General features: G+C 60.7%; 20 protein-coding genes and 1 pseudogene. 4 read left to right on the top strand and 17 right to left on the bottom strand.

Annotated elements, in window-relative coordinates:
• Positions 1-65 precede the first annotated feature (65 nt).
• The 13 genes and pseudogenes from IEY43_RS02350 to IEY43_RS02290 all read right to left on the bottom strand — a co-directional run bounded on the left by IEY43_RS02350 (position 66) and on the right by IEY43_RS02290 (position 14,076).
• On the bottom strand, positions 66-1,511 hold the full coding sequence (locus IEY43_RS02350; RefSeq protein WP_188946947.1) for an integrase core domain-containing protein: 1,446 nt from the start codon (positions 1,509-1,511) through the stop codon (positions 66-68).
• Between the two features lie 142 nt (positions 1,512-1,653).
• A pseudogene (locus tag IEY43_RS02345) lies at positions 1,654-2,718 on the bottom strand (IS1380 family transposase); the annotation flags it as partial.
• 390 nt (positions 2,719-3,108) lie between these two features.
• Positions 3,109-3,690: a Pycsar system effector family protein gene (locus tag IEY43_RS02340; protein WP_188946946.1), complete on the bottom strand. Its 582-nt coding sequence runs from the start codon at positions 3,688-3,690 to the stop codon at positions 3,109-3,111.
• Positions 3,665-4,285: a type II CBASS E2 protein gene (locus IEY43_RS02335; protein WP_209550410.1), complete on the bottom strand. Its 621-nt coding sequence runs from the start codon at positions 4,283-4,285 to the stop codon at positions 3,665-3,667. The genes IEY43_RS02340 and IEY43_RS02335 overlap by 26 nt, the downstream gene beginning before the upstream one ends.
• Positions 4,286-4,293: 8 nt before the next feature.
• On the bottom strand, positions 4,294-5,100 hold the full coding sequence (locus IEY43_RS02330) for an adenylate/guanylate cyclase domain-containing protein (protein WP_188946945.1): 807 nt from the start codon (positions 5,098-5,100) through the stop codon (positions 4,294-4,296).
• Positions 5,101-5,388: 288 nt separating this feature from the next.
• Positions 5,389-6,363: a class 1b ribonucleoside-diphosphate reductase subunit beta gene (gene nrdF / locus IEY43_RS02325; protein WP_188946944.1), complete on the bottom strand. Its 975-nt coding sequence runs from the start codon at positions 6,361-6,363 to the stop codon at positions 5,389-5,391.
• Between the two features lie 16 nt (positions 6,364-6,379).
• Positions 6,380-7,144: an NUMOD3 domain-containing DNA-binding protein gene (locus IEY43_RS02320; RefSeq protein ID WP_188946943.1), complete on the bottom strand. Its 765-nt coding sequence runs from the start codon at positions 7,142-7,144 to the stop codon at positions 6,380-6,382.
• A gap of 40 nt (positions 7,145-7,184) precedes the next feature.
• Positions 7,185-9,323 (bottom strand): class 1b ribonucleoside-diphosphate reductase subunit alpha, encoded by a 2,139-nt coding sequence (gene nrdE, locus IEY43_RS02315; protein ID WP_188946942.1) that lies wholly within the window; start codon positions 9,321-9,323, stop codon positions 7,185-7,187.
• A complete protein-coding gene (gene nrdI, locus IEY43_RS02310) occupies positions 9,320-9,805 on the bottom strand; it encodes a class Ib ribonucleoside-diphosphate reductase assembly flavoprotein NrdI (protein ID WP_188946941.1) in 486 nt (161 codons plus the stop codon). The genes nrdE and nrdI overlap by 4 nt, the downstream gene beginning before the upstream one ends.
• Positions 9,806-9,864: 59 nt before the next feature.
• Positions 9,865-10,095 carry a glutaredoxin-like protein NrdH gene (nrdH, locus tag IEY43_RS02305; RefSeq protein WP_047119244.1) on the bottom strand — a complete coding sequence of 77 codons (231 nt, stop codon included), beginning with the start codon at positions 10,093-10,095 and terminating at the stop codon, positions 9,865-9,867.
• Between the two features lie 526 nt (positions 10,096-10,621).
• Positions 10,622-11,362, bottom strand: a complete 741-nt coding sequence (locus tag IEY43_RS02300) for a YggS family pyridoxal phosphate-dependent enzyme (RefSeq protein ID WP_188946940.1) — start codon at positions 11,360-11,362, stop codon at positions 10,622-10,624.
• Between the two features lie 85 nt (positions 11,363-11,447).
• A complete protein-coding gene (gene poxB / locus IEY43_RS02295) occupies positions 11,448-13,172 on the bottom strand; it encodes a ubiquinone-dependent pyruvate dehydrogenase (RefSeq protein ID WP_188946939.1) in 1,725 nt (574 codons plus the stop codon).
• A gap of 142 nt (positions 13,173-13,314) precedes the next feature.
• On the bottom strand, positions 13,315-14,076 hold the full coding sequence (locus IEY43_RS02290; protein ID WP_188946938.1) for a YggS family pyridoxal phosphate-dependent enzyme: 762 nt from the start codon (positions 14,074-14,076) through the stop codon (positions 13,315-13,317).
• A 100-nt stretch (positions 14,077-14,176) separates the two neighbouring features.
• Here IEY43_RS02290 and IEY43_RS02285 point away from each other — a divergent pair, with 100 nt between their 5' ends.
• Positions 14,177-14,560 (top strand): cupin domain-containing protein, encoded by a 384-nt coding sequence (locus IEY43_RS02285; RefSeq protein ID WP_229777223.1) that lies wholly within the window; start codon positions 14,177-14,179, stop codon positions 14,558-14,560.
• Here IEY43_RS02285 and IEY43_RS02280 read toward each other — a convergent pair.
• The gene (locus IEY43_RS02280) at positions 14,557-15,627 is read right to left on the bottom strand and encodes a PLP-dependent cysteine synthase family protein (protein ID WP_188946937.1); all 1,071 of its coding nucleotides are present in this window, start codon (positions 15,625-15,627) and stop codon (positions 14,557-14,559) included. The genes IEY43_RS02285 and IEY43_RS02280 overlap by 4 nt on opposite strands.
• A 128-nt stretch (positions 15,628-15,755) precedes the next feature.
• Here IEY43_RS02280 and IEY43_RS02275 point away from each other — a divergent pair, with 128 nt between their 5' ends.
• The 3 genes from IEY43_RS02275 (at position 15,756) to IEY43_RS02265 (ending at position 18,111) form a co-directional block, all read left to right on the top strand.
• Positions 15,756-16,556: a TspO-related membrane protein gene (locus IEY43_RS02275; RefSeq protein WP_188946936.1), complete on the top strand. Its 801-nt coding sequence runs from the start codon at positions 15,756-15,758 to the stop codon at positions 16,554-16,556.
• Positions 16,557-16,692: 136 nt separating this feature from the next.
• Entirely contained in the window at positions 16,693-17,034 is a 342-nt protein-coding gene (locus tag IEY43_RS02270) for a hypothetical protein (protein WP_188946935.1), read from the top strand.
• A 225-nt stretch (positions 17,035-17,259) separates the two neighbouring features.
• A complete protein-coding gene (locus IEY43_RS02265) occupies positions 17,260-18,111 on the top strand; it encodes a 3-hydroxyacyl-CoA dehydrogenase (protein WP_188946934.1) in 852 nt (283 codons plus the stop codon).
• Here the strand turns inward: IEY43_RS02265 and IEY43_RS02260 are convergent.
• The 3 genes from IEY43_RS02260 to IEY43_RS02250 form a co-directional block, all read right to left on the bottom strand.
• Positions 18,108-18,479, bottom strand: coding sequence for a DUF6578 domain-containing protein (locus IEY43_RS02260; RefSeq protein WP_188946933.1), 372 nt, complete (start codon positions 18,477-18,479; stop codon positions 18,108-18,110). The genes IEY43_RS02265 and IEY43_RS02260 overlap by 4 nt on opposite strands.
• Positions 18,480-18,561: 82 nt before the next feature.
• A complete protein-coding gene (locus IEY43_RS02255; protein WP_188946932.1) occupies positions 18,562-21,132 on the bottom strand; it encodes an esterase-like activity of phytase family protein in 2,571 nt (856 codons plus the stop codon).
• A 156-nt stretch (positions 21,133-21,288) separates the two neighbouring features.
• Positions 21,289-22,191: a DUF6578 domain-containing protein gene (locus IEY43_RS02250; RefSeq protein WP_188946931.1), complete on the bottom strand. Its 903-nt coding sequence runs from the start codon at positions 22,189-22,191 to the stop codon at positions 21,289-21,291.
• Positions 22,192-22,247: the final 56 nt, after the last annotated feature.

Raw genomic sequence — 22,247 nt, 5'->3', positions numbered from 1 at the left:
CCGATCTCATGACTTTGTACACAGCTACCGGCGGTTCCCAGTCGGGAGCCGCCGGCAACGGTTGACTACCGGTAATCAAAGACCTCTGGCATGTCTTCTTCCCGCGCTTCGTACTGGGCCTGGTATTCGGCGGCCTTCCGGCTCCACTGCTTGGTTGGGTGCGCCAGGTGAATTCCTCTGATCGAGTACGAGGCCACAAACCGCTGATGAACACGCAATGCCACCGTGGGCAACGGGAAGCTCAACACGACTTCTGCGGTATCGGGATCCGACAAGATGAATTCGTTAGCGGTGATGGTTCTCAGGAACTGTCGGTCGGCATAGGTCTGAGGCAGTGAGATCTGCTTGCCCCGATAATACGCTTGGCAGTTGTCTCTATTGACCCGAACCAGTAGCTGATGGCTTTCCCGATCCATGGCAGGCTCGTGCTGCTCCGTGAGCTTGTCCAAGATGTCCCCGGTTTTCGAAACGACAAGGTCAGCGCGATTCACCGCCGAGCTGCCGACGCGGCGCTTCACCAGGTACTCAGCCGCCTTGGCTTCCAGCACCACCATCGGTATCGGCTCGGTGGCCGGTGTGTGCTCCAGCAGCTCCCAAGCCTTCTGCGGGGTTGCCTGATTCAAGGACTGATGTGGGCGGCGCTGGTTGTCACGCTCACGGTAACGGCGAAGCAGCCTCTGCACGTCAGCAAGATTGTGGGGTTTGTTAGCTTTGAGGAACCGTTGAAGGGTCTGGTGCGAGCGTTCATTCTTCCCCTGAGTCGTCGGCCTGCCCGGTAGTCCTGTGATCGGCATGCTTCCTTGAGAAGCTAGATAGGCCTCCACGATGCCGATGGTTCCACCGCGAAGCTGATTGAACGCCTTGGAATTATCGCTGAGGACTTCCTTGGGAGGCCCGTATTCATTGATGGCCTGGGTGAGCACCTGTTGCGCATCGCCGCTGTTCTCGTGCCGTGCGTACGCGCTGGAACCCACATCGAATTGCGTCGCATCATCGAGGAGCTGGTAGCCGGTCACCACCTGATCGGAGAGCGTTCTGAACTCGAATGCGTCGAGTTGCCACAGGGCCGTAGCGGTGGAGCGTACGAAGGGGACGTAGGAGGATTTAGGGCGCTTGCGCGGGCTGCGTTCAACATGACCGACACTGGCCAGCAACCTGGCAATGGTCGCTACGGATGGGATTTGTCCGCCAGGAAAATCATCCAGGATAGACGCTTCGTAGTGGATGGTTTTCGGTCCGTAGTCCCAACCGTCTTTTTTGAGTTCTTTGCGGATCCTGACCAGTTCGTTGATCACTGCGGGACCGTAGCGTCTGGAAGGTTGCTTTGGGGCTCTGGAGCGCGGGTGGAGCGCGCCGGCTGATTCTTGGGTGGCTCGGTCGCGGATGCGGTAGAAGATGCTGCGCGAGATTTTCTGGGTCTTGCAGAATTCGCTGATGGTCAGGGCCTCGGGCTGTGTCGGATCGAAGCTGATGATCATCGCGCGCAGGCGTGGAGAAAGTGCGTTAGGCATGCAATCGAGGGTGCCAGAAAGTCACGTTGTAAATGTCCACGAAGAGGTGAGACATCATGTCCACGAAGTTATGAGACAGGACAAGCCGGATTTCGGGTACCGACTGGCCGGACTTGACGTACCATCTAGGCGTATTTGGCACCCGGTGCCGGGCATCGAGGAACGCCACGTTGAACCGCGGGCTATTGGTCAAGAACGCGGTCACCTGGTTCCCGTCCGTACCGAACAAGGTCGCTTTCGCCCCGGGATGCAACGGCTCAGCCCGCAAATAAATCCTTGTCCCCGCAGGGTAGTCCTTCAGCTCGATCACCCACGCATCATCACGCTGTTCCCCGCCAGCATCCAGGGCTGGTTCCCAGTACTTCTTCTCATCGATCCGCCGGATGAACCGCTCCTAGAACACCGGCAACAAATACGAGGTGGAGAACTGGATCCCCAACGACTGCAGGTGGTGCAAGAACTCACGGGACGAGCCGGCGCTATCGGTGCGGACCAGGATCTTCTCTCCATGCAGGTTTCCGTGCTCGTCATAGAAATCATCAGGCAGCTGCGCCAACGCTTGGTTGAGCACTTCGATGTGGGACTTCGCGGAATTCGCACCCCGGTTGCCCGGACGCAACTGCACGGCCAACACTCCGCCGGTTCCATTCGTCTTGCCGTAGTCGGCCATGGCGATCATGGGTGAGTATCCGTACCCGCCTTTATACGTGCCGGCGCTGTTCTCTTTGTCGGAGTTCACGTGCACTAGTGAGGCATCAAGGTCGATGATCAGCGGGTTGGCTGGCGTGGCCAGCCGGGCAGGATTCCGTGGCCCGGCTGCAGCCCAAATTTTGGAGCGCAAGCTGCGGGCCATGGTGGCGAACCCATAGGAGAAGGCTTCGGGCTGGACCTTGATGCGACCCATAAACCGGCTGACCATCGCATCAGACGCTACGCGTCCGAAGAGCCCTGGTGCGACACGCAGCTGGTCGATGTCTGCGGCTTGCTCGCCGCCAGCAGCAAGGGACAGGGCCAGCGCACCAAGGATCTTTCCTGGCCGGTGTGTTGCGGTGGCTGGCACGAATTGGCTGAACCGGTCTTCGCAAAGCTGGCGGAAGTCCAGGGCGTTCAGAAAGCTGGTGAGCACCGACAACCCAGCACGGGAGATGAGGGCTTGGCCGGTGAGTTGGGTCGGGAGGGCAGGGAAAACGTGGGTAGAATGGTTCACTGAAAAGGTGATCCTTTGATCTGGTGATGTAGAGCTTCAACAACTCCTATTTTTCCAGTTCAGGTCACCTTTTCTTCTTTAAAGTCAGTTCAATGACTGCAGTTGTCATGAAATACGGGCTAGTACGTGAATACTGAAGTCGTACTAGAACTGCTGATACAGGAACGCAGCAACCTGCTGACAAACCTTAACTCCAAGGATACTCGGCAGCTAAGTCACCAGAGGTTGGCCTATGGCCCCATCAAAAAATTCTGCTTACCGAATGAAGGTAGCTGACACACACTGGATTGGGTCGCAATAGTAGCCGCGCCCTAGAAACCGAAAACCCATCAGTCAAAGGAAATTGCCGGGAGCTGGTGGGTTTTCGGAATCACCTGAAAGGCTGGTGAACTAGGACGTTATGATCACGCTTGTCAAGACGCATGCCAGTGTCGATAACGCCAGAACGGAGAATCCCGCAACTGCCCTAGAGCAAGCCTCAAACTTTCGCTTTGCCAACTTTGACAAATCCAGCACCTGCCTCCATCCATCCGAGGCTACATCAACCTGACGGATATGCAATTCAAGTTGTGCAACAGTAACTTCTTGAAGCGCTGGCCACGCAAACCTATTGATCTCTGAATATGCTGTAGATGTCTGAGGGCCAATCGCACGGATAAGCCAATAGAGTGTCCACAGCAAAGCAGCACAAGCCAAAAAGAGCAATGGGCTAACAATGATAGCGGAGCTGACATCGTACTTGATCGCACTGACAACTGTATTTGCATTGGCTACCAACACCGTAAGAACAACACCAAGTCCAGCTGTGAGAATGGTAGCCTTCGTGTCGGCGAACCTCACCCAGTTTGCCAGTTGATCCAAAGCTTGAAAACAGCCATCCATAGACGCATCGACAGACGTAGATTCCGATACTGAACCTTCAGATATCTTATTAGGTCCACGTCGCCTACGCATCGGCAAATCGAGCTCCATCAGCAGGCCAGACTCGCGTAAATCGCCATTCAGTGTAAGCTGCAAGCCAATGAGCAGCCCAGGCCGTAGCAGTCGCCGCCGTATGGATTCCTGCAATCCAGTCAGAAGAGCCTGCAACACACAAGTTTCCGTTATCATACAGATGCGGAGATGCTCGCCAACCTCCGTTTACAGAGACTCCAAGCTGAAATTTGTTCAATACACGAACTCGAGGAATTTTTTGATCTTGACGGAGGAAAACTCCAACATCAAATTTCCCTCTCCCTGTGTCAATGGTTCCGCGCCAGTATGGACCTGACTCAGCGATAGCTGGTTGATAGCGAAACCCAGGAAAAGAATTGCTCATGGCGTCAATATGAGGCTGAATCATATTTACGTTTTCCCACCAAACAGAATCATTCTCGGAGCGAGAATCCACAACAGCCGCACCGCCATGGAAAGTATGGCTCGCAACAGGGGTTACAACGCCAAACTCGTTGTGCACATGATCTCCAGACGCACTCTTCGTAACACCATCAAAAATGATCCGTCCGCTTACGGTCACATATTTTGGAACATCTATGCCGTGGTGGCGCAACAACGAAGCAATAGTCATTTTCGCTCCTAGAAGATCGCGATCATTTCGGATGAACTTCCATTCAGTTCTTCAACTATCCCGGGAATATGCTCGAGTACTTTTCTCCAAGAATAGTTGTAATATTTATAAGCTTTTTTCTCATAATTACGCTGATATATTTTGGGAGAGTCGTTATGCTCGACAAAGTTTGCATCGTTCGGCACCAGGCCCGTGAGCCCCTCACCGACAACCACCTCCCAAGATTTTGCCTTCTTTTCACATTTTGCAGCGAAATTCGCCGCAAAACCAAGTGGGTTGATTTCGCTATGTTCTTCGTTTCCGCTACGAACAAATGAAATCCGGCCATAGTCAAGACCCGCTCGGGCTTGAACCGGAGCAATCCCACGTTCTTTAAGTCGCGGATTTAGTGAGTTCTCAACCGCATCCAAAGCAAACGCACACGCAACTAGCGCCAAAGCAGCCGGTACCCCATTTTTGCATGGTCCAAATCCAGCAAACAATCCGTCACCGCGAAGTCCTAGAGGGTACCCTCCAAACTTGCTAACAGTTTCAATGAAGCCCGAAAGTACGGCATGAGCCAGATCCACTACTTCCGTTTCGGCATCCCAGAAACTGCGCCCAGTGAAGTCGGTTAGATCTAAGAAAACCATAACCATTGATTCAGCACGACACTCGCCGACAGCCAAGTCCTCGAAATATGGGTGCCCCAAGGATTTAGTTTCAAGTTCACCTGAAGCGCTCAATGACTCCTTCGCATGGAGAATGCTACCTCTCCTGGAATCATAATTACGTAATACCGTATTTTCGAAATCTTTCTTCGAATAGATATGCATGCCCCCCACTTAAGGTTCAAAAGAAACGGAATTTAACTTCCAAATTCCCCGATAGCGTTAAATCGACATTATCATTTGAAATAGGACTATAGGCCAAAGTTTATACCGTTAATACCAGTTGACGATTCCCCTGTCATCAATAAATTACTATCCACGCTTAGCTTACGCGAGATCATTTTGACTGATAAACGATAACTAAATTTCAATATTAGTTTGAACCCTCCCCTATCGCGGGCGGAATATCTTGTGGCATTCCGCCCGCAAAGGGGCCCATCGGGCTACGATTGCTTAAAAGTCCCAGTCTTCGTCTTCAGTATTCACTGCCTTGCCGATGACGTACGAAGAGCCGGAGCCGGAGAAGAAGTCGTGATTCTCATCGGCGTTCGGACTCAGCGCAGCCAGGATGGCTGGCGACACATCGGTCACGGTGGACGGGAACATGGCCTCGTAGCCCAGGTTCATCAGCGCCTTGTTGGCGTTGTAGTGCAGGAACTTCTTGACGTCCTCGGCCAGGCCCACTGGATCGTAGAGATCGTGGGTGTACTGAACTTCGTTCTCGTACAGCTCGAACAGCAGCTCGAAGGTGTAGTCCTTCAGCTCCTGCTTGCGCTCTTCGCTCAGGCCCTCAAGACCCTTCTGGAACTTGTAGCCGATGTAGTAGCCGTGAACGGCTTCGTCGCGGATGATCAGGCGGATCAGATCAGCGGTGTTGGTCAGCTTGGCGTGGGAGGACCAGTGCATCGGCAGGTAGAAGCCGGAGTAGAACAGGAACGACTCGAGCAGGGTCGAAGCGATCTTGCGCTTGAGCGGGTCGTCGCCGTAGTAGTAGCTCTCGATGATCTGAGCCTTCTTCTGAAGGTTCACGTTCTCGGTCGACCAGCGGAAAGCTTCGTCGATCTCCTTGGTGGAAGCCAGGGTGGAGAAGATCGAGGAGTAGCTCTTGGCGTGCACCGACTCCATGAAGGCAATGTTGGTGTACACGGCCTCTTCGTGGGGGGTGATTGCATCCGGGATCAGCGACACTGCGCCAACGGTGCCCTGAAGGGTGTCAAGCAGGGTCAGGCCGGTGAAGACGCGCATGGTCAGCAGCTTCTCGTCTTCGGTCAGGGTCCCCCACGACTGGATGTCGTTGGACAGCGGCACCTTCTCCGGCAGCCAGAAGTTATTGACGAGTCGGTTCCAGACCTCCACGTCCTTGTCATCTTGGATACGGTTCCAGTTAATAGCAGTCACGTGTCCGTGAAGCTTAACACTGTCAGTCATGTTGTATGTTCACTTTCTAAAAGAGGTCTCGGGGGTCAATAACTTCAAGGCAATATTTACAATTGGGGTTACTCACACCCTTGTTCGTGTGGTGTCTAGTGTGAGCACTTCGTTTGCTTGAGGGCTGCGGACGACCTTTTCGAGCAGCTGACATTTTCTCCCGAGTTTCAAGACTAGCGGTTTTACCGAAGTTCGGATTACCCGCGCCTTGCCTTGAATCAGAAAGTACTTTTCGAGCTTCTTCTGAGACAACATGCCCAAAGCTTGGATGGTCTGATCCATACTTGCCGTAGTTCGGATTAGAAACGCCCTGATTAGTGCCTTTTCGGTCATGACTCCACTTGACACGTTGCTCTGGGCTGTGTTTCTTACCATAGAAAGGATTTGAAGCGCCTGGTCTACTGACACCTTTGCGACCGAGGCCACGGATTCTTGCTGCCTCCCGCATTTCTTCCGTCCACTGAACACCTGCAGACCCTAGCCCACCTTCAGAAATATTAAGTAGACGTTGCCCTTGGCCGCGAAGTTTGGAAATCCATGCAACCTCGGCGTGTCCCAGCTCGGCTAGGCCACTAACCCGTTCCAAAATATCTACAGCAAGTCCCTCATTTTCATGTTTTCTAAGCCAGTCGTAGAAGGGCGTTTTGCGCCCAACCTTTGCCAAACGCAGATGCTGATGAAAACGGCGACTGGCAGTCTTCGTTGTAATACCGACATACCGGTACTCAGAACCAGACTCTAGCCTGATTCCATAAACGATTCCTGTAGTAGCCGTTTCCACTCTGCATCAACAACTTTTACATGAATAAATTTCTAAATTGTCACAGCATGCAGGAAACACAGTTTTCCACCTCGGTGCCTTCGAGCGCCAGCTGGCGCAGGCGGATGTAGTACAAGGTCTTGATGCCCTTGCGCCATGCGTAGATCTGGGCCTTGTTGATGTCACGGGTGGTGACGGTGTCCTTGAAGAACAAGGTCAGCGAGAGTCCCTGGTCGACGTGCTGGGTAGCAGCGGCGTAGGTGTCGATGATCTTCTCGTAACCGATCTCGTACGCGTCCTCGTAGAACTCGATGTTCTCGTTGTTCATGTACGGGGCCGGGTAGTAGACGCGGCCGATCTTGCCTTCCTTGCGGATTTCGACCTTTGCAGCAACAGGGTGGATCGACGAAGTCGAGTTGTTGATGTAGGAGATCGAACCGGTTGGCGGCACTGCCTGCAGGTTCTGGTTGTAGATGCCGTGTTCCATGACCGACTTCTTCAGCGCGATCCAGTCTTCCTGGGTAGGAATGTGGATACCGTCGAACAGTTCGCTCACACGCTCGGTGGCTGGAGCCCATTCCACGTCGATGTACTTGTCGAAGAATTCGCCCGATGCGTACTTGGAGTTCTCGAAGTTGTCGAAGACCTCGCCGCGTTCAATTGCGATCTTGTTCGACGCGGTCAGCGCGTGGAACAGAATCGAGTAGAAGTAGATGTTGGTGAAGTCGATGCCTTCTTCGGAACCGTAGTAGATGCGCTCACGAGCCAGGAAGCCGTGCAGGTTCATCTGGCCCAGGCCGATGGCGTGCGACTTCTTGTTGCCGTCGGCAATCGAAGGAACGGAGTCGATGTAGGACATGTCGGAAACTGCGGACAGCGCGCGGATGGCGATGTCCACCGACTTGGCCAGGTTCTTGCCGTCCATGGCCTTGGCGATGTTCATCGAACCCAGGTTGCAGGAGATGTCCTTGCCCACGGTCTTGTAGCTCAGGTCGTCGTTGTACTCCGACGGCGAGGAGACCTGCAGGATTTCCGAGCACAGGTTCGACATGGAGACGCGGCCCTCGATCGGGTTGGCCTTGTTCACCGTGTCTTCAAACATGATGTACGGGTAGCCCGACTCGAACTGGATCTCCGCCAGAGTCTGGAAGAACTCGCGGGCGTTGATCTTGGTCTTCTTGATGCGCGAATCATCGACCATCTCGGTGTACTTCTCGGTGACCGAGATTTCGCTGAACGGCTTGCCGTAGACGCGCTCGACGTCGTACGGGCTGAACAGGTACATGTCCTCGTTCTTGCGGGCAAGTTCGAAGGTGACGTCAGGAATGACAACACCCAGCGACAGGGTCTTGATACGGATCTTCTCGTCGGCGTTTTCGCGCTTGGTGTCGAGGAAACGGTAGATGTCCGGGTGGTGTGCGTTCAGGTAGACAGCACCGGCACCCTGGCGTGCGCCCAGCTGGTTGGCATAGGAGAAGGAGTCTTCCAGAAGCTTCATCACAGGGATGACGCCGGAGGACTGGTTCTCGATCTGCTTGATCGGGGCACCGTGCTCGCGCAGGTTGGTCAGGGCCAGGGCCACGCCGCCGCCACGCTTGGACAGCTGCAGCGAGGAGTTCACCGCACGGGCAATCGACTCCATGTTGTCTTCGATGCGAAGCAGGAAGCAGGAGACCAATTCTCCACGCTGTGCCTTGCCGGCGTTGAGGAAGGTCGGGGTGGCCGGCTGGAAGCGGCCTTCGATGATTTCATCGACGAGCTGGGTGGCCAGTTCTTCGTTACCGCGAGCAAGGTGCAAGGCAACCATGCAGACACGATCCTCGTAGCGTTCCAGGTAGCGCTTGCCGTCAAAGGTCTTCAGGGTGTAAGAGGTGTAGAACTTGAAGGCACCCAGGAAGGTCTCGAAACGGAACTTCTTGGAGAAAGCGTGCTTGAACAGATCGCGGATGAAGTTCATCGAATACTGGTCGAGGGTTTCACGCTCGTAGTATTCGTGCTTGACCAGGTATTCGAGCTTCTCATCCAGATCATGGAAGAACACGGTGTTGTTATTCACGTGATCCAGGAAGTACTGGCGAGCCGCATAGCGATCCACCTCGAACTGGATCTTTCCATCTGGACCGTAGAGGTTCAGCATGGCGTTGAGGTCGTTGTAGCTCAACCCCTGGAACTGAGCGGGGAGCTCCTTAGTGTCCTTCATCGTTCCTGCTGCTTCTGCGATGCTGGTTTCCAAAAGGTTTCAAGCCCTTCTTTGACTTTGAGAACATCTTCCTGCGTTCCCATGAGTTCGAATGTATAAAGTACGGGCACATCGCATTTGGCCGCAATTCGCTTGGCAGCAATGCAGTAGTACTCGCCGAAGTTTGTGTTACCTGCTCCGATGACGCCGCGTAGGTTCTTGCGGTTCTCTTCATACCCGAGAAATTTCATGATCTGCGGAAGGATTGAACGTTTGCCGCCGTCTCCCCCATAGGTAGGAATCAGCAGAACGTACGGAGCTGTGGTGATGAGTTTCGGTTCGTAGCCGTAGAGCGGTATTCGCGCCGAATCCATCTCGAGTTTTTCAACGAACCGACGGGTGTACTCCGATATCGAAGAGAAATAAATCAGCTTCGAATCGGTGTACACCACTGGTTCGTGTGCCTCAGCATGTTGCCTGTCGGCAAGAGCTGTCGGTGGCATGGTATTTCGCCTCCACTGCAAAAAGAGCGGATTTAGTACCGATTGGTTTCGGTATCTGGTTAGTTCGCCGGAGCCAGCAGAGCGATCTTGTCCGGGCGGAATCCCGACCAGTGATCGTTGTCGGTCACGACAACTGGTGCCTGCATGTATCCAAGGCCACGTACGTGCTCCAAGGCGTTAGCATCCTGAGAGATATCGACCTTGTTGTACTCGACACCCTTCTTGTCCAATGCCCGGTAGGTGGCGTTGCACTGCACGCATGAAGGCTTCGTGTAAACCGTGATGGACATAGTCCCTGATCCCCTTTAAAAAGTCCTAGTTTTGGTCCGTCTTCGCACCGTTTTCACGGCGGTGCGGACCAACCTCTCGGATGCCCCGAAGTTAAACTTCGTGGTGTTTCCGGCGCCTGTCGCGCCATCGGATTCAATACTACATCTTGTGTCCGGCCGGTCAAGCGGCCACAAGATGATGTATTACGACGATTTCATCCCCCTGCAGCGGAGTCCACAGGAATTGTGGATATTACCCACTGTTTAAACCTTGATTTCTCGCGGTCCAGCATGCTTTGTCCACAGCTTGGGATATTGGCTGTGTGGGTTAAAAATACTTAGTGTGAGAAGTTCCTCGGCGTGTTTCGCCCCCGTCAACTTGTGCCCTGACTGAAGTGTCTGTACCTAGATGTAGTATCCGCCGGCGAACCGACATTTTAGGCCGGTTCAGGCAACATGTGGAAACACCCGGGGAATGGATACAAAGGCGCACTACACCAACGACGTCCTAAACCGCCGCCCAGGGCTTGCAGGCGTCCCGGAATGCCTACGCGGGATACTGGCGGGCCCCGAAGATCCCCTGGCCCACACGAACGACCGTGGCGCCTTCCTGGATGGCGATCTCGAAGTCGCCGCTCATGCCCATGGACAGCTGGGTGAATTCCTCAGGGGCTCCGGCGGCCTGCAGCTCGGCAAGCGTCTCGCGCAGCAGGGTGAAGCTGGCGCGGATGGAGGCCTCGTCGGTGGTGTTCGCCGCCATGGTCATCAGGCCGACGGGCTTCAACCGGTCCAGCGGCTTCAGCGCGGCCAGCAGTTCCGCGGCTTCCGTTGCCTCGATGCCGGACTTCGACTCCTCCCCGGAGGTGTTCACCTGGAGGAAGACCTCCAGGGACCGGTCTTCGGCCTCCAGCCGGTTCTGCAGGGTTTCGGCGAGCCGGAGCGAATCAAGGGCATGGAACTCGTCGGCGAACTGCGCCACGAACTTCGCCTTGTTGCGCTGCAACGGCCCAATCACCGAGTAGCGCAGGTGCGGGTAGTCCTGCTTGAACTCCTCGTACTTGGCGTGCGCTTCCTGGACCTTGTTCTCCCCCAGCGTGTCCACGCCGGCGGCGATGGCCAGGCGCAGCCGTTCGGCCGGGATGGTCTTGGTGACCGGCAGCAGTCGCACCGATTCCGGGTCGCGGCCCACCGAGCGGGCCGCCCGCGCGATCCGCTCGCGCACCGCTGCCAGGTTGCGGGAGAAGTCCTCGGTGGTTGCCGCGTGGGCCGCGGCCGGTTGCGAAGTCAAAGCGCCTACGCCTCTTTCTGAAGATCACATGCAAAATGCCGGCGCCGAATCCACGGCACCAGCATTAAGCATAGGCAATTAAAACCTAGAACATCTGCCGCCAATTGGTCTTGGCCAGATCCAGCAGCTCATCGCCACGCCCGGACATGACGGTGCGAATGGCGTAGAGCGCGAAACCCTTGGCCTGTTCCAGCTTGATCGCCGGCGGCATGGACATCTCCTGGCGGTCGGTGACGACATCCAGCACCGCAGGCCCGTCGTGGGCCAGGAATTCCTTGACGGCTCCTTCCAGCTGGGACGAGTCGGCCACCCGGTAGCCCTTGAGCCCCGCGGCGTTGGCCAGCGCGCCGAAGTCCGGGTTCTGCAGCTCGGTGGCGTAGGTGACAAAGCCCGCGGCCTTCATTTCAAGTTCCACGAAGTTCAGCGAGGAGTTGTTGAAGACCACGACCTTGACCGGCAGCTTGTTCTGCGTCGCGGTCAGTAGCTCGCCGAGCATCATGGCCAGCCCGCCGTCTCCGGCGAAGGCGATGACCTGGCGCGAGCGGTCGATGGCCTGGGCGCCCAGCGCATGGCACAGCGCGTTGGCCATGGAGCCGTGGTTGAAGGAACCCAGCACCCGGCGCTTGCCGGTCATGGACAGGTAGCGGGCCGCCCAGATCACCGGGGAACCCACATCCGCGGTGAAGATCGCGTCGTCGTCCGCCGCCTGGTCGATCAGCCGGGCCAGGTACTGGGGGTGGATCGCCGCGCCCGGCTTGGATTCCGTGGCCAGCTCGTCGAGCTTGGCGCGGGTCTTGCGGTAGTGCTCCAGCGCGGTGTCCAGGTGCTTGCGGTGGGTCTGCACCGGCAGCAGCGCCGCCAGCGCGGCGGCCGTGTCCTTCACGGTGCCCACCAGCGGGACGTCCACCCGGGTGCGCCGGCCGATCTGCTCGCCGCGGATGTCCACCTGGATGATGGTCGCCTGCTGGGGATAGAACTGCTGGTACGGGAAGTCGGTGCCCAGCATCAGCAGCACCTCGCATTCGGCGATGGCCTTGGCGCCCGAGGCGAAACCGAGCAGTCCGGTCATGCCCACGTCGAAGGGGTTGTCGTATTCGATGTGCTCCTTGCCGCGCAGCGCATGCACGACGGGAGCAGCCAGCTTGTCGGCCAGGGCAATGACCTGGTCGTGGGCACCGGCGGTGCCGGCTCCGGCGAGGATGGTGACCTTGCGCGAGGATTCCAGGATCTCCGCGGCGCGCTCCAGCTCCTGCTCGTCGGGCAGGATGCGCGGGTTGGTTTTCACGATGGCGTGGGTTTCGCTGCGCTCCATGGCCGACAGGGCCACGTCCCCGGAGATCACCAGCACGGCGACGCCGCGCTTCTCGATGGCCTCGCGCATCGCGATGCGCAGCATGCGCGGCATCTGCTTGGGGTCCGAGACCTGTTCGGCGTACACCGAGCAGCCGCGGAAGACTTCCACGGGATGGGTTTCCTGGAAGTAGCTGGAGCCGATTTCCTCGGTGGGGATGTGGGCGGCGATGGCCAGCACCGGAACCCGTGAGCGCTGCGCGTCGTACAGCCCGTTGATCAGGTGCAGGTTGCCCGGCCCGCAGGATCCCACGCAGACGGCCAGGTTCCCGGTGATCTCCGCTTCGGCCGCGGCGGCAAACGCGGCGGCTTCCTCATGGCGGTGGTGGATCCATTCGATCTGCCCGTTGACCCGCAGCGCGTCGGTCAAGCCGTTGAGCGAGTCCCCGGGAATGCCGTAGATCCGGCGGACCCCCTGGGCGTCGAGCTGGTCGATGATGTGTTCGGCGACGGTAGGCAAAACAGCTCCTTTGGAACAGTGACGGTGTCGTTTTCACCCTACTGCCCTACACCGCCGAGGGCTAAGTGTTCTTCGAGATACCCCGCTGCTTCTCAGGTCACAGGCGCTTGCTTCTCAGGTCACAGGCGCTCGCGCGGGCAGCTCAGCCGGCGAACCCGGGCCAGTAGTGCGAGTCAGGCAGCGCGCGGGCCCCGAAGATGCCCTGCCCCACGCGCACCACGGTAGCGCCTTCGGCGATGGCCAGCTCGAAGTCGCCGCTCATGCCCATGGACAGCTCCGCGATCCGCTCGTCGGTCTCGCGCACGGTATCGCGCACCGCCCGCAGCGTCTGGAAGCAGCGGCGCACCGCCGCGTGGTCGGTGGAGAAGATCGCCAGGGTCATCAGGCCCTTGACGTGCAGCCGGTCGAAAGCCGGCAGCTGCTTCACGAAGCCGGGCGCAGCTTCCGGCGGCATGCCGAACTTGGACTCCTCGCCGGAGGTGTTCACCTGCACGAACACGTCCAGGGTGCGGTCCTCCAGCTCCAGGCGGCGTTGCAGCGCCTCGGCCTGGCGCAGGTTGTCCATGGCCTGGAACTCGTGGGCGAAGCGCGCCACGTACTTGGACTTGTTGGTCTGCAGGTGCCCGATCACCGAGTACTTCAGCTGCGGCAGGTCCGCCAGCTCCTCGGATTTCTGCAGCGCCTCCTGCACCTTGTTCTCCCCCAGCCAGTCCACCCCGGCGGCGATCGCCAGGCGCAGCCGCTGCGAGGGCACGGTCTTGGTGACCGGCAGCAGGCGCACGCTGCCCGGCGCGCGGCCCGCGGCCTGCTCCGCGCGGGCGATCCGCTCGCGCACCGAGGCGAGGTTCGCGGCGAAGTCCGCCTGGGTCTGGGCGTGGGCGGCTGCGGAGGGGTGTTCACTCATGGTCCCATCCTACGACCGCGTCGGCGCTGCGCGGTTATGCTGGGTGCACAGATGACAGCCGCGCACCGGCTCGGATTCCGGCACTGAACAGGAGCTCCCCATGACCAGCATGCCCCCGGTCCCGCACCATATGGCCAACACCGCAGACCTCGCCGCCCGGGCGGCCGGCCGCAACGGGGCGCTGTGGAAACTTGAACCGGGCCAGCGGGACCTGGACGCGAACGTGATCGCGCTGGCTCCGGGGGCCGAGATCGGCGAGCATGCGGGCCCGGAGCTGGACGTGCTGCTGCACGTGGTCGCCGGGTCGGGCACGCTGCACGGCGAGGGAACCACCGTGCAACTGGCGGTCGGCGACGTCGTCTACCTGCCGGCCAGGGCCCGGCGCCACTTCGTCGCCGGCGAGCAGGGGCTGTGCTACTTCTCGGTGCATCAGCGCAAGAAGACCACCGGGCTGATGCCCGCGCGCCGGCCCAGCGCATCCTAGTCCTCCCAGATCCCTTCGGCCAGGAAGCGTTCCAGCACCGCGGTGTGCGGGGCCAGGTCCAGCCCCTGGTCGGCCAGCCAGTCGTCGTTGTAGTAGGTGTTGGCGTAGCGCTCGCCGGAGTCGCAGATCAGCGTGACGATGCTGCCGCGCTCCCCGCGCTGGAGCATGCCGGCGATGATCTGGAACGCGGCGTAGAGGTTGGTGCCGGTGGAGCCGCCGGCGAAGTAGCGGGTCTTGGCGCGCAGCAGGCGCATGGCGGCCAGCGAGCCGGCGTCGGGCACCTGAATCATCTCGTCGATGACCCCGGGCACGAAGGACGGCTCGACGCTCGGGCGGCCGATGCCCTCGATCCGCGAGCCCACGCCCGTGGAGTAGCCCATGTTGCCGGAGCGCCAGCCCTCGTAGAAGGAGGAGCCCTCGGGGTCGGCCACGGCCACCTTCGTGTCGTGGCGCTTGTAGCGCACGAAGCGCCCGAAGGTCGCGCTGGTGCCGCCGGTGCCGGCGCCCACCACGATCCAGCTCGGGATCGGGTAGCGCTCCGCGCTCATCTGCGCGAACACCGATTCGGCGATGTTGTTGTTGCCGCGCCAGTCGGTGGCCCGCTCGGCGAACGTGAACTGGTCCAGGTAGTAGCCGCCGGGGCCGGCGGCCAGCTCGCGGGCCGCCGCGTCGACCTGCCCGGCCTGATCCACCAGGTGGCAGCGCCCGCCGTAGAACTCGATGAGCTCGATTTTCTCGGTGCTCGTGGACTTCGGCACCACGGCAATGAATTCCAGGCCCAGCATGCGGGCGAAATACGCTTCGGAAACCGCGGTGGAGCCGCTGGAGGCCTCCACCAGCGTGGTGCCCTCCTGGATCTTGCCGTTCACCAGACCGTAGAGAATCAGCGACCGCGCCAGGCGGTGCTTAAGCGATCCGGTGGGGTGCACCGATTCGTCCTTCAGGTACAGCTCGATCCCCCATTGCTTGGGCAGTTCAAAGCGGTGCAGATGGGTGTCGGCGCTGCGGTTTGCATCGGCGTCCAGCAGGGAGATGGCCTCGCGGACCCACTGTGATGATTGCGTCATCGACCCAGCTTATCGCCACCTGCCGCGCCGCAAGGCAATCTCCGCCCCGCCATGGTAGTTTCGGATTCGAGACGAAGTATCGGATAAGGGATGCCATGATCAAGCCCCGGCAAAATGCGACACCACTAGTGTCGATCTGTTACGCTCTGGTCATTTTCGCGACCCTGGGCTGGGCCGTGTTCGGCACCGGAGCCATCCGCGGCTCGCACCTGGGCCAGATCGCCGGCGGCTGGCTGGAGCCCGATGCCACAGTCATGGCGGTCCCCCTGGTCGGGCAGCTGCCCTGGTTCGCCCTGATGGCGGGCTTGGGCATCTACGCGGTGTGGCAATGCATGCCCACCGCCAGGCACACGGACCTGCACGGCAAACTGCGTCCCTGGGTTCTCGCGCTGGTCCTGTTCAATGCCTTGTGGCTGCAATTGCTGCAGCGCGACCGGATGGGCTTCAGCCTGCTGTTCGCCCTGCTCATGCTCCTGGTGCTGACACGGATCGCCGTGATGATCGACCGCGCCACGCTGCGCAACAACATGGACCGCTGGATCACCCGCTCCAGCTTCGGGCTGTTCACCGGGTGGCTGGGCATCATCGTGCTCGGCGAGGCCGCGGCCTGGCTGGCGGCCCTGGGTGTGGACTCGAGCCGGATGATGTTCAAGGGAATCGCGGCCCTGGTGCTGCTGCTGGTCAGCCTGTTGCTGTGCGCCCTGACCTTCAAGAAGCCCATCGGCATCTACATGAACGCCGGAGCCCTGTGGGTCGTCTTCTGGATTACCGTCGACCGCTATGCGTGGCAGGCGTCCTCGTTCCTGTTCGCCGGGGTGGCCAGCGTCGCCACGTTGCTGCTGCTGCTGTGCCTAGCCAGCGCGCTGCGCACCCGGCTGCGTCGGTTGAGGCACCCCATACAGCCTTCGGACGGCGAGTCCGCCGCGTGAGCTGCGCCCGTGAAGTCTCTGGGAGTTCGCACTGAGCGCAACCAACGGTGCTTGAGCGCGTTATCGGTGCTGGCTAGGCTGGAGGCACGACCGCACGGCGTCCCAACCATGGGCGCAGGCAAACCGAGAGGAAGTTATGTCGAAGACCGCCAAGAATTTCAAGGAAGTAGAGAAGTCGCTGGCCAAGCTCGCCAAGTCCGCCAAGGAGGAGCTGCCGGAGGAGCTGCGTGAAACCTGGAACAACGCGATTTCCGGCGTGAACGTCGAGGCCATCAGCCATGCAGGGGCGAATCTGGTGGAGAGCGTGACCGGCAAGTCCAAGGCGGCCAAGCGCACCCGCGCGTCGGTGGAAAATGCGGTGAAGAGCGCGCAGAAGACCCTGGCTCCGAAGCAGAGCCACAAGGGCCGCAACTTCCTGATCATCTCGCTGATCGTTGCCGCAGTTGCCGCCGTGGTGCTGAAGAAGAAGACCGCCTAAGGCTTCAGAACTGAAGGGCATCCGGGGCGCGCCCCGGATGCCCTTTTGCCTGCCCTGCAACGTGGCCTGCACCCCAGCACCTCGTTCTTCGCCTCACAGAACGTTGCGGCCGGCCGAAGGGTGTCGCACAATGAAGTTACCAATCAGTAACTTAGTGGTTGGCGGCGCGGCGGCCGTCGCGCAGAAAATACTTGCCAGCACCTGCCGGCGGAATCGGGGCAAACCATGATCCTCACCAACACCACAGTCCTGGGCACCGGCGTGCTGGGCTCGCAGATCATCTTCCAGACCGCTTATCACGGCCTGCCTGTTGTCGGATACGACATCACCGCACAAGCCCTGGAGGCGGCCAACCACCGGCTGGATTCCCTGGTGCAGACCTATGCTGACTTCTTCGATGCGGGAGACCGCGCCAAGGCCCAGGCGGCGCGCGAATCCATCCGGCTCACCACGGACCTGGCCGATGCGGTGAAGGACGCAGAATTGGTCATCGAGGCCGTCCCGGAATCGCTCGACATCAAGCAGGCCACCTACGAGGCCCTGGCGGCCGTGGCGCCGGAGAACACCGTGTTCGCCACCAACTCCTCCACCCTGCTGCCTTCGGCCATCGCACCGCACACCGGGCGCCCGGAGAAATTCCTGGCCCTGCACTACGCCAACCACGTCTGGCAGAACAACACCGGAGAAGTCATGGGCACCGAGCTCACCGGCAGCGAAGCCTACGACGCCGTGGTCGACTTCGCCGAACGCACCGGCCTCGTGGCCATCCGCGTCCTCAAGGAGCAGCCGGGCTACCTGCTCAATTCCCTGCTGGTCCCGTTCCTCCAGGCCGCAAGCCACCTGCTGGTCAACGGCGTGGCCGACGCACCGACGATCGACAAAACCTGGAAGCTGGGCACCGGCGCCCCGAAAGGGCCGTTCGAGATCTACGACATCGTCGGACTGAACACCGCCTACAACATCTCCAGCAGGGGTGACGAGACCAGCCAGAAGTTCGCCGCCATGCTCAAGAGCGAGTACATCGAGAAGGGCAAGCTGGGCGCCGCTGCCGGCGAAGGCTTCTACAAGTACAACTAACGGCGCGGCCAGCTGAACAGTTCGGGCAACTGCTGACCGTGATCGACCAGCAGGTCGATTTCGATGCCGTCGCTGTCATAGTCCACTCCATCGGGCAGCGCGGACAGCGAACGCCAGACGCGGCGCACTGGCGTGCCATCGGGGCGTGAGGGGTGGATGGCCAGCTCGCGGATCGCCGCAACAGAACCGCTGACGGTCCTGGTCTTCGCGCCATGGACGGCGAACTGCTCGTGCTGATCACACATGTAATAGGGCTGTTCACCGCGCGTGACGTAGGCCAGCACCCACTCGACACGCTGGCCGAGGCCCAGCGCCTGACCGCAGCAGGCCTGCTCGGCGGGGTCGAGGATCACGGTGATCTGCATCATGCCAGTATAGAAGCATGCCACGCATCAAGCGGGGACCGCGGCGGCTGTCGGCAACCACCCCGGTCCCCGCTATTCTCGGTTGTCAGTGCCCGCGTGCAGTGCTGCGTGCCTTCAGGGCCGCGGCCACGCCGAGCCCAGCCAGGACCAGGCCCAGGCCCAGGGGCAGGAACCACAGGCTGCCCACCCCTGTCTGCGCCAGGTCATCCGTGGCTGGTTCCGCGGCCGAGGTTTCCCCGGCGTCCGGCGCGCCCGCTGAGCCGTCACCCGTGCCCTCGCTGGTGGACGGAGTGCTCGACGGCGAGGTGCTCGGTGCAGCCGAATCGGTGGGAGCCGAGGATGCGGTGGGCGCCGCAGATTCGGTCGGGGCGGTACTCGCCGCAGGCGCCAGGGCGAACACTTCGGCCTCGGCCCCGAGGCTGGCGAAGACGGTTTCCCCGCTCGCATCCTTCACCGCGTCGTTGTCCGTCACCACGTAGACCTGGCCGTTGCCGGCGACAGTGAGGCCTTCAAGCTTTTCCTGGGTCCGGCCGTTGGTCCGCTCCAGCACCGGCAGGACGTCCACCGCCAGCTTCTTCTCCAGCAGGGGAACCGTGTCGTTTGGCGCGCTGGCCGAGGTTTCGGGCAGGGCGAACTGGTAGACGGCCTTCAGCTTGGCGTTCTCGCCGATGCGCTTGTCGCGCTCGATCGCCGCAAAGCTGCCGTCTGAGAGCCGGGTGATCTCCGAGAGACCGTTCCAGCTCCCGTCGTCCCCGGCGTCCTCCAGCTGGTAGCCGTACCAGGAGAATTCTCCGCTGGCTGGAAGGTAGCGCCCGATGCGGACGAAGTCCTCGCCCGCCACCTCGCGCTGCAGGGCGAAGACCACTTCTTCCGCCTCCCCCGCGCCGAAGGCCGCAACTCCTTCCAGCCCCTGGCCCTTCAACGTCCCGACGATGTCCTGCGGCAGCTGCACCCGCTCGGCGACCGCGCCGTCGGCATCGATGCGCACCAGCGCGTTGCCCGCGCCTTCGGCTCCCTCGCTGGCCGCCCAGAAGCCGCCCCCTGCACGGGCGGAGATGCCTTCCAGGTCCAATTTCGCCGGGGCGCCGTCCTCGGTCACCGGCAGGGAGCCCGTGACCAGCCCCCGGCCGGCATCGATGGTGTAGATCAGCGGTTCGTAGGCATTGTCACTGACCGCGAAAATCTGGTGCGCAGCCTCCGGGTCGGCGCTCAGCCCGCTGAGCGCTCCAAAGGGCACCGGAGCGGATGGATCGGAAGACAGCTGCGGGAACTGCGGCGCGGCGGCACCGAAACTGAACAGGGTCAGCGCCGAGCGCACCCCCTCGTCGGCCTCGTCGGTTTCCGAGGAGACGGCGAGCAGGTCGCGGCCCGGGATCGGAAGGATCCCTTCGGGACCATTGGTGGTGGGCAGCGTCTGCAGGTATTTCGGCTCGCGCGGGTCGCTCAGGTCGTAGACCGCCACGAAATTTCCGCGTTCGGAGGCGACGAAGCCGTACTCGACACCCCGGTACTCATGCACGGCCAGGCCTTCGGGCTCGGTGCCCTTCTTGCCTGCGCGGCCTTCGGGGAACAACCCCTGGGACAGCGCGAGGTGCTCAAAACGGTTTCCGGCGTCCCACACCGGTTCGCCGGTGAGGGAATCGAAAATCGTGAAGCCGCGGCTGCCGCCCTTCCAATCCCCCTCGTTGGCGGTCGCAAGGTAGCGGTCCTGGATCCATCCGATGGCATCCGGTTCGCGGGGAACTCCCTGAAGCGAACCGCTGGGGTCGAGTTTTCCGTCGTCTTGCGTGTCGATGCCAGCCAGATCCACGGATCCGGCGCTGAACGCCTTGGTGATCTTTCCGGTCGGCAGGTCGATGAGGACAATGCCATTGTTTTCCTGGAGGGTTACCGCCACCTGGTTGCGGTCATTGATAGTGACATATTCGGGTTCCGGATCTTGCGGGGTATCAAGTCCGGCCTGGGCAAGCTGGTCGAGGGCTACCGGCTTTTCGCGGGTGCCGCCGGTCAGCGGAACTTCGCGAAGCGTCCATTCGTCCGGGGCGCCGCCCAGCAGATCGAGGATGGCCACCGAACCGGCCGGAGCCTGCGGTAGTCCGCCGTCCCCGGCATCTTCATCGCGTTCATTCTCGATGGCGATCGCCGCGTAGGCGCCGTCGGCGGACAGGGCGATGGAGTCGGGCTGCCCGGACAGCTCGATGCTGTGCACAAGTTTGCGATCCGCGATGCGCACCACGTCCACGCGGCCCGACGGGTCGGTGTAGCTCTTGGAGGTGTTGACGACCACGAGCACGTACTCGCCGTAGGCGGCGACGCTGGTCGGCTCGTCCTCGGCACTGCCCAGCTGGTGCAGCGGAAGGGTTCCCAAGCCCGCTGGATTCGAAGCGTCCGAGATATCGACGAACCCGATCCGGCGGGACACCGCGTCGGTGTAGATCAGCGTTGTGCCGTCTGCGGAAACGGTGGAGATTTCCGCGGCGGTCTCAGCCGCGGCCCCCTCGGGGTGGTTCTGGTAAACCGGGTAGGTGGCGGTGCGTTCAAAATAGTTCCCGGTGTCCGCGCTGGCGGCTGCGGACAGTGTCAGCGGCGCCAGACCGCCGGCCCCCAATGCCAGCGCGGCGATAATGCCTGCTGACCTCTTTGCGGTTCGATTCACGTGGGTAGTCCCCCAAAAAAATAGCTTGGTGTTTGCTCAAGATGGCCTCCCAAGAGTCTCAAGCCTTTGCAACCAGCTGGCGAACACCAGGCGACGGGCGGGTGTCCACCTATCGTCGTTTTCGGCGGACCGCACCCCGCGGCAGGCAGACAGCCGCTAAACCCAGGGCGTGAATGTGCCGCTTCGAGCCAACCGCTCGCCCACCGGACCGACGACCGAGAATGAATCCCGCGCGGCAACACCCTGAATTGTGTCCCGTTGGGTCAGCGTGGCGCCGCCTGCGAGGTCGATGCTCATCTCAAGGAGCAGGCTGGCACCCGTTGCCCGTTGCTCGTCGCGAAGGCGCCCGGCCGCGACAGCCTCCACGATCTGTCCCAGCTGCATGATCGACGGCTCGTCCAGCAGGAAGGTCCAGTCGGCGCCGGCAATCCGCAACAGCAGCTGTGCCGGGATGTCGGTGAAATCAAGATGCCAGTGCACCGCGGCTGCTCCCCGGGCCCGGGGCAGGAGCGACCCACAACCTGCAGCGTCGATCCGCGCCTCCGCCACGTGGCCGTAACGCTGCGCCACATCGGCAGCGAGTTCACGCAATTGGACGGCTGCGTTGCTGAGCTCGAACTGCGTCACGGCGGCGTCTTCGCGCGCTCCCGGCTCCGCCGGGCACTCCAATTGCGGATCCCAGTCGCAGATGTCCGGCAGCTGCCCGGGGTCCTGCAGCTTCAGGGTGACATGGATCAGGTCGTGGTCGAAGTCAGTGCCCGCCGGAACGCTGGTGGTCGGGGTGATCCGGGCAGGCTCCCCGGTCGGCAGCAGCTGGACCGGATCGCCGATGGCCGGCTCGTAGCGGCGGTCGATGTAGTGGATCTCCTTCACCGTGCCGTGAACCGCCGCGACCGGCACCCCTGATTCGCTGAGCGTGTCATGGTCATTCAGTTCGTAGACCACGGTGCCATCCGGATGGCGCAGGCGGGCAATCTCCCACTGCACCTGCTGACCCACCTCGAACCCCGGATGGCAGCAGGCATGAAGCGCCCCGTAGATTTCCAACTCGATCTGCATGGCACCACGCTAACCGAGCTGGTTGAACGGCAACGGGAACGAACCGGTCAAAGCCC

Origin of the sequence: Glutamicibacter protophormiae (assembly GCF_014647495.1) — a bacterium.
GTDB classification, from domain to species: Bacteria; Actinomycetota; Actinomycetes; order Actinomycetales; family Micrococcaceae; genus Glutamicibacter; species Glutamicibacter protophormiae.
The sequence above is the reverse complement of the archived record's forward strand: the minus strand, read 5'-3'. Positions and strand labels throughout refer to the sequence as shown.

What these genes read in the sequence shown, in the direction of transcription:
- IEY43_RS02350 (WP_188946947.1), bottom strand. Translation starts at nt 1,511, where the DNA reads ATGCCTAACGCACTTTCTCCACGCCTGCGCGCGATGATCATCAGCTTC.
- IEY43_RS02340 (WP_188946946.1), bottom strand. Translation starts at nt 3,690, where the DNA reads ATGGAGCTCGATTTGCCGATGCGTAGGCGACGTGGACCTAATAAGATA.
- IEY43_RS02335 (WP_209550410.1), bottom strand. Translation starts at nt 4,285, where the DNA reads ATGACTATTGCTTCGTTGTTGCGCCACCACGGCATAGATGTTCCAAAA.
- IEY43_RS02330 (WP_188946945.1), bottom strand. Translation starts at nt 5,100, where the DNA reads ATGCATATCTATTCGAAGAAAGATTTCGAAAATACGGTATTACGTAAT.
- nrdF (WP_188946944.1), bottom strand. Translation starts at nt 6,363, where the DNA reads ATGACTGACAGTGTTAAGCTTCACGGACACGTGACTGCTATTAACTGG.
- nrdE (WP_188946942.1), bottom strand. Translation starts at nt 9,323, where the DNA reads ATGAAGGACACTAAGGAGCTCCCCGCTCAGTTCCAGGGGTTGAGCTAC.
- nrdI (WP_188946941.1), bottom strand. Translation starts at nt 9,805, where the DNA reads ATGCCACCGACAGCTCTTGCCGACAGGCAACATGCTGAGGCACACGAA.
- nrdH (WP_047119244.1), bottom strand. Translation starts at nt 10,095, where the DNA reads ATGTCCATCACGGTTTACACGAAGCCTTCATGCGTGCAGTGCAACGCC.
- IEY43_RS02290 (WP_188946938.1), bottom strand. Translation starts at nt 14,076, where the DNA reads ATGAGTGAACACCCCTCCGCAGCCGCCCACGCCCAGACCCAGGCGGAC.
- IEY43_RS02285 (WP_229777223.1), top strand. Translation starts at nt 14,177, where the DNA reads ATGACCAGCATGCCCCCGGTCCCGCACCATATGGCCAACACCGCAGAC.
- IEY43_RS02280 (WP_188946937.1), bottom strand. Translation starts at nt 15,627, where the DNA reads ATGACGCAATCATCACAGTGGGTCCGCGAGGCCATCTCCCTGCTGGAC.
- IEY43_RS02270 (WP_188946935.1), top strand. Translation starts at nt 16,693, where the DNA reads ATGTCGAAGACCGCCAAGAATTTCAAGGAAGTAGAGAAGTCGCTGGCC.
- IEY43_RS02265 (WP_188946934.1), top strand. Translation starts at nt 17,260, where the DNA reads ATGATCCTCACCAACACCACAGTCCTGGGCACCGGCGTGCTGGGCTCG.
- IEY43_RS02260 (WP_188946933.1), bottom strand. Translation starts at nt 18,479, where the DNA reads ATGATGCAGATCACCGTGATCCTCGACCCCGCCGAGCAGGCCTGCTGC.
- IEY43_RS02250 (WP_188946931.1), bottom strand. Translation starts at nt 22,191, where the DNA reads ATGCAGATCGAGTTGGAAATCTACGGGGCGCTTCATGCCTGCTGCCAT.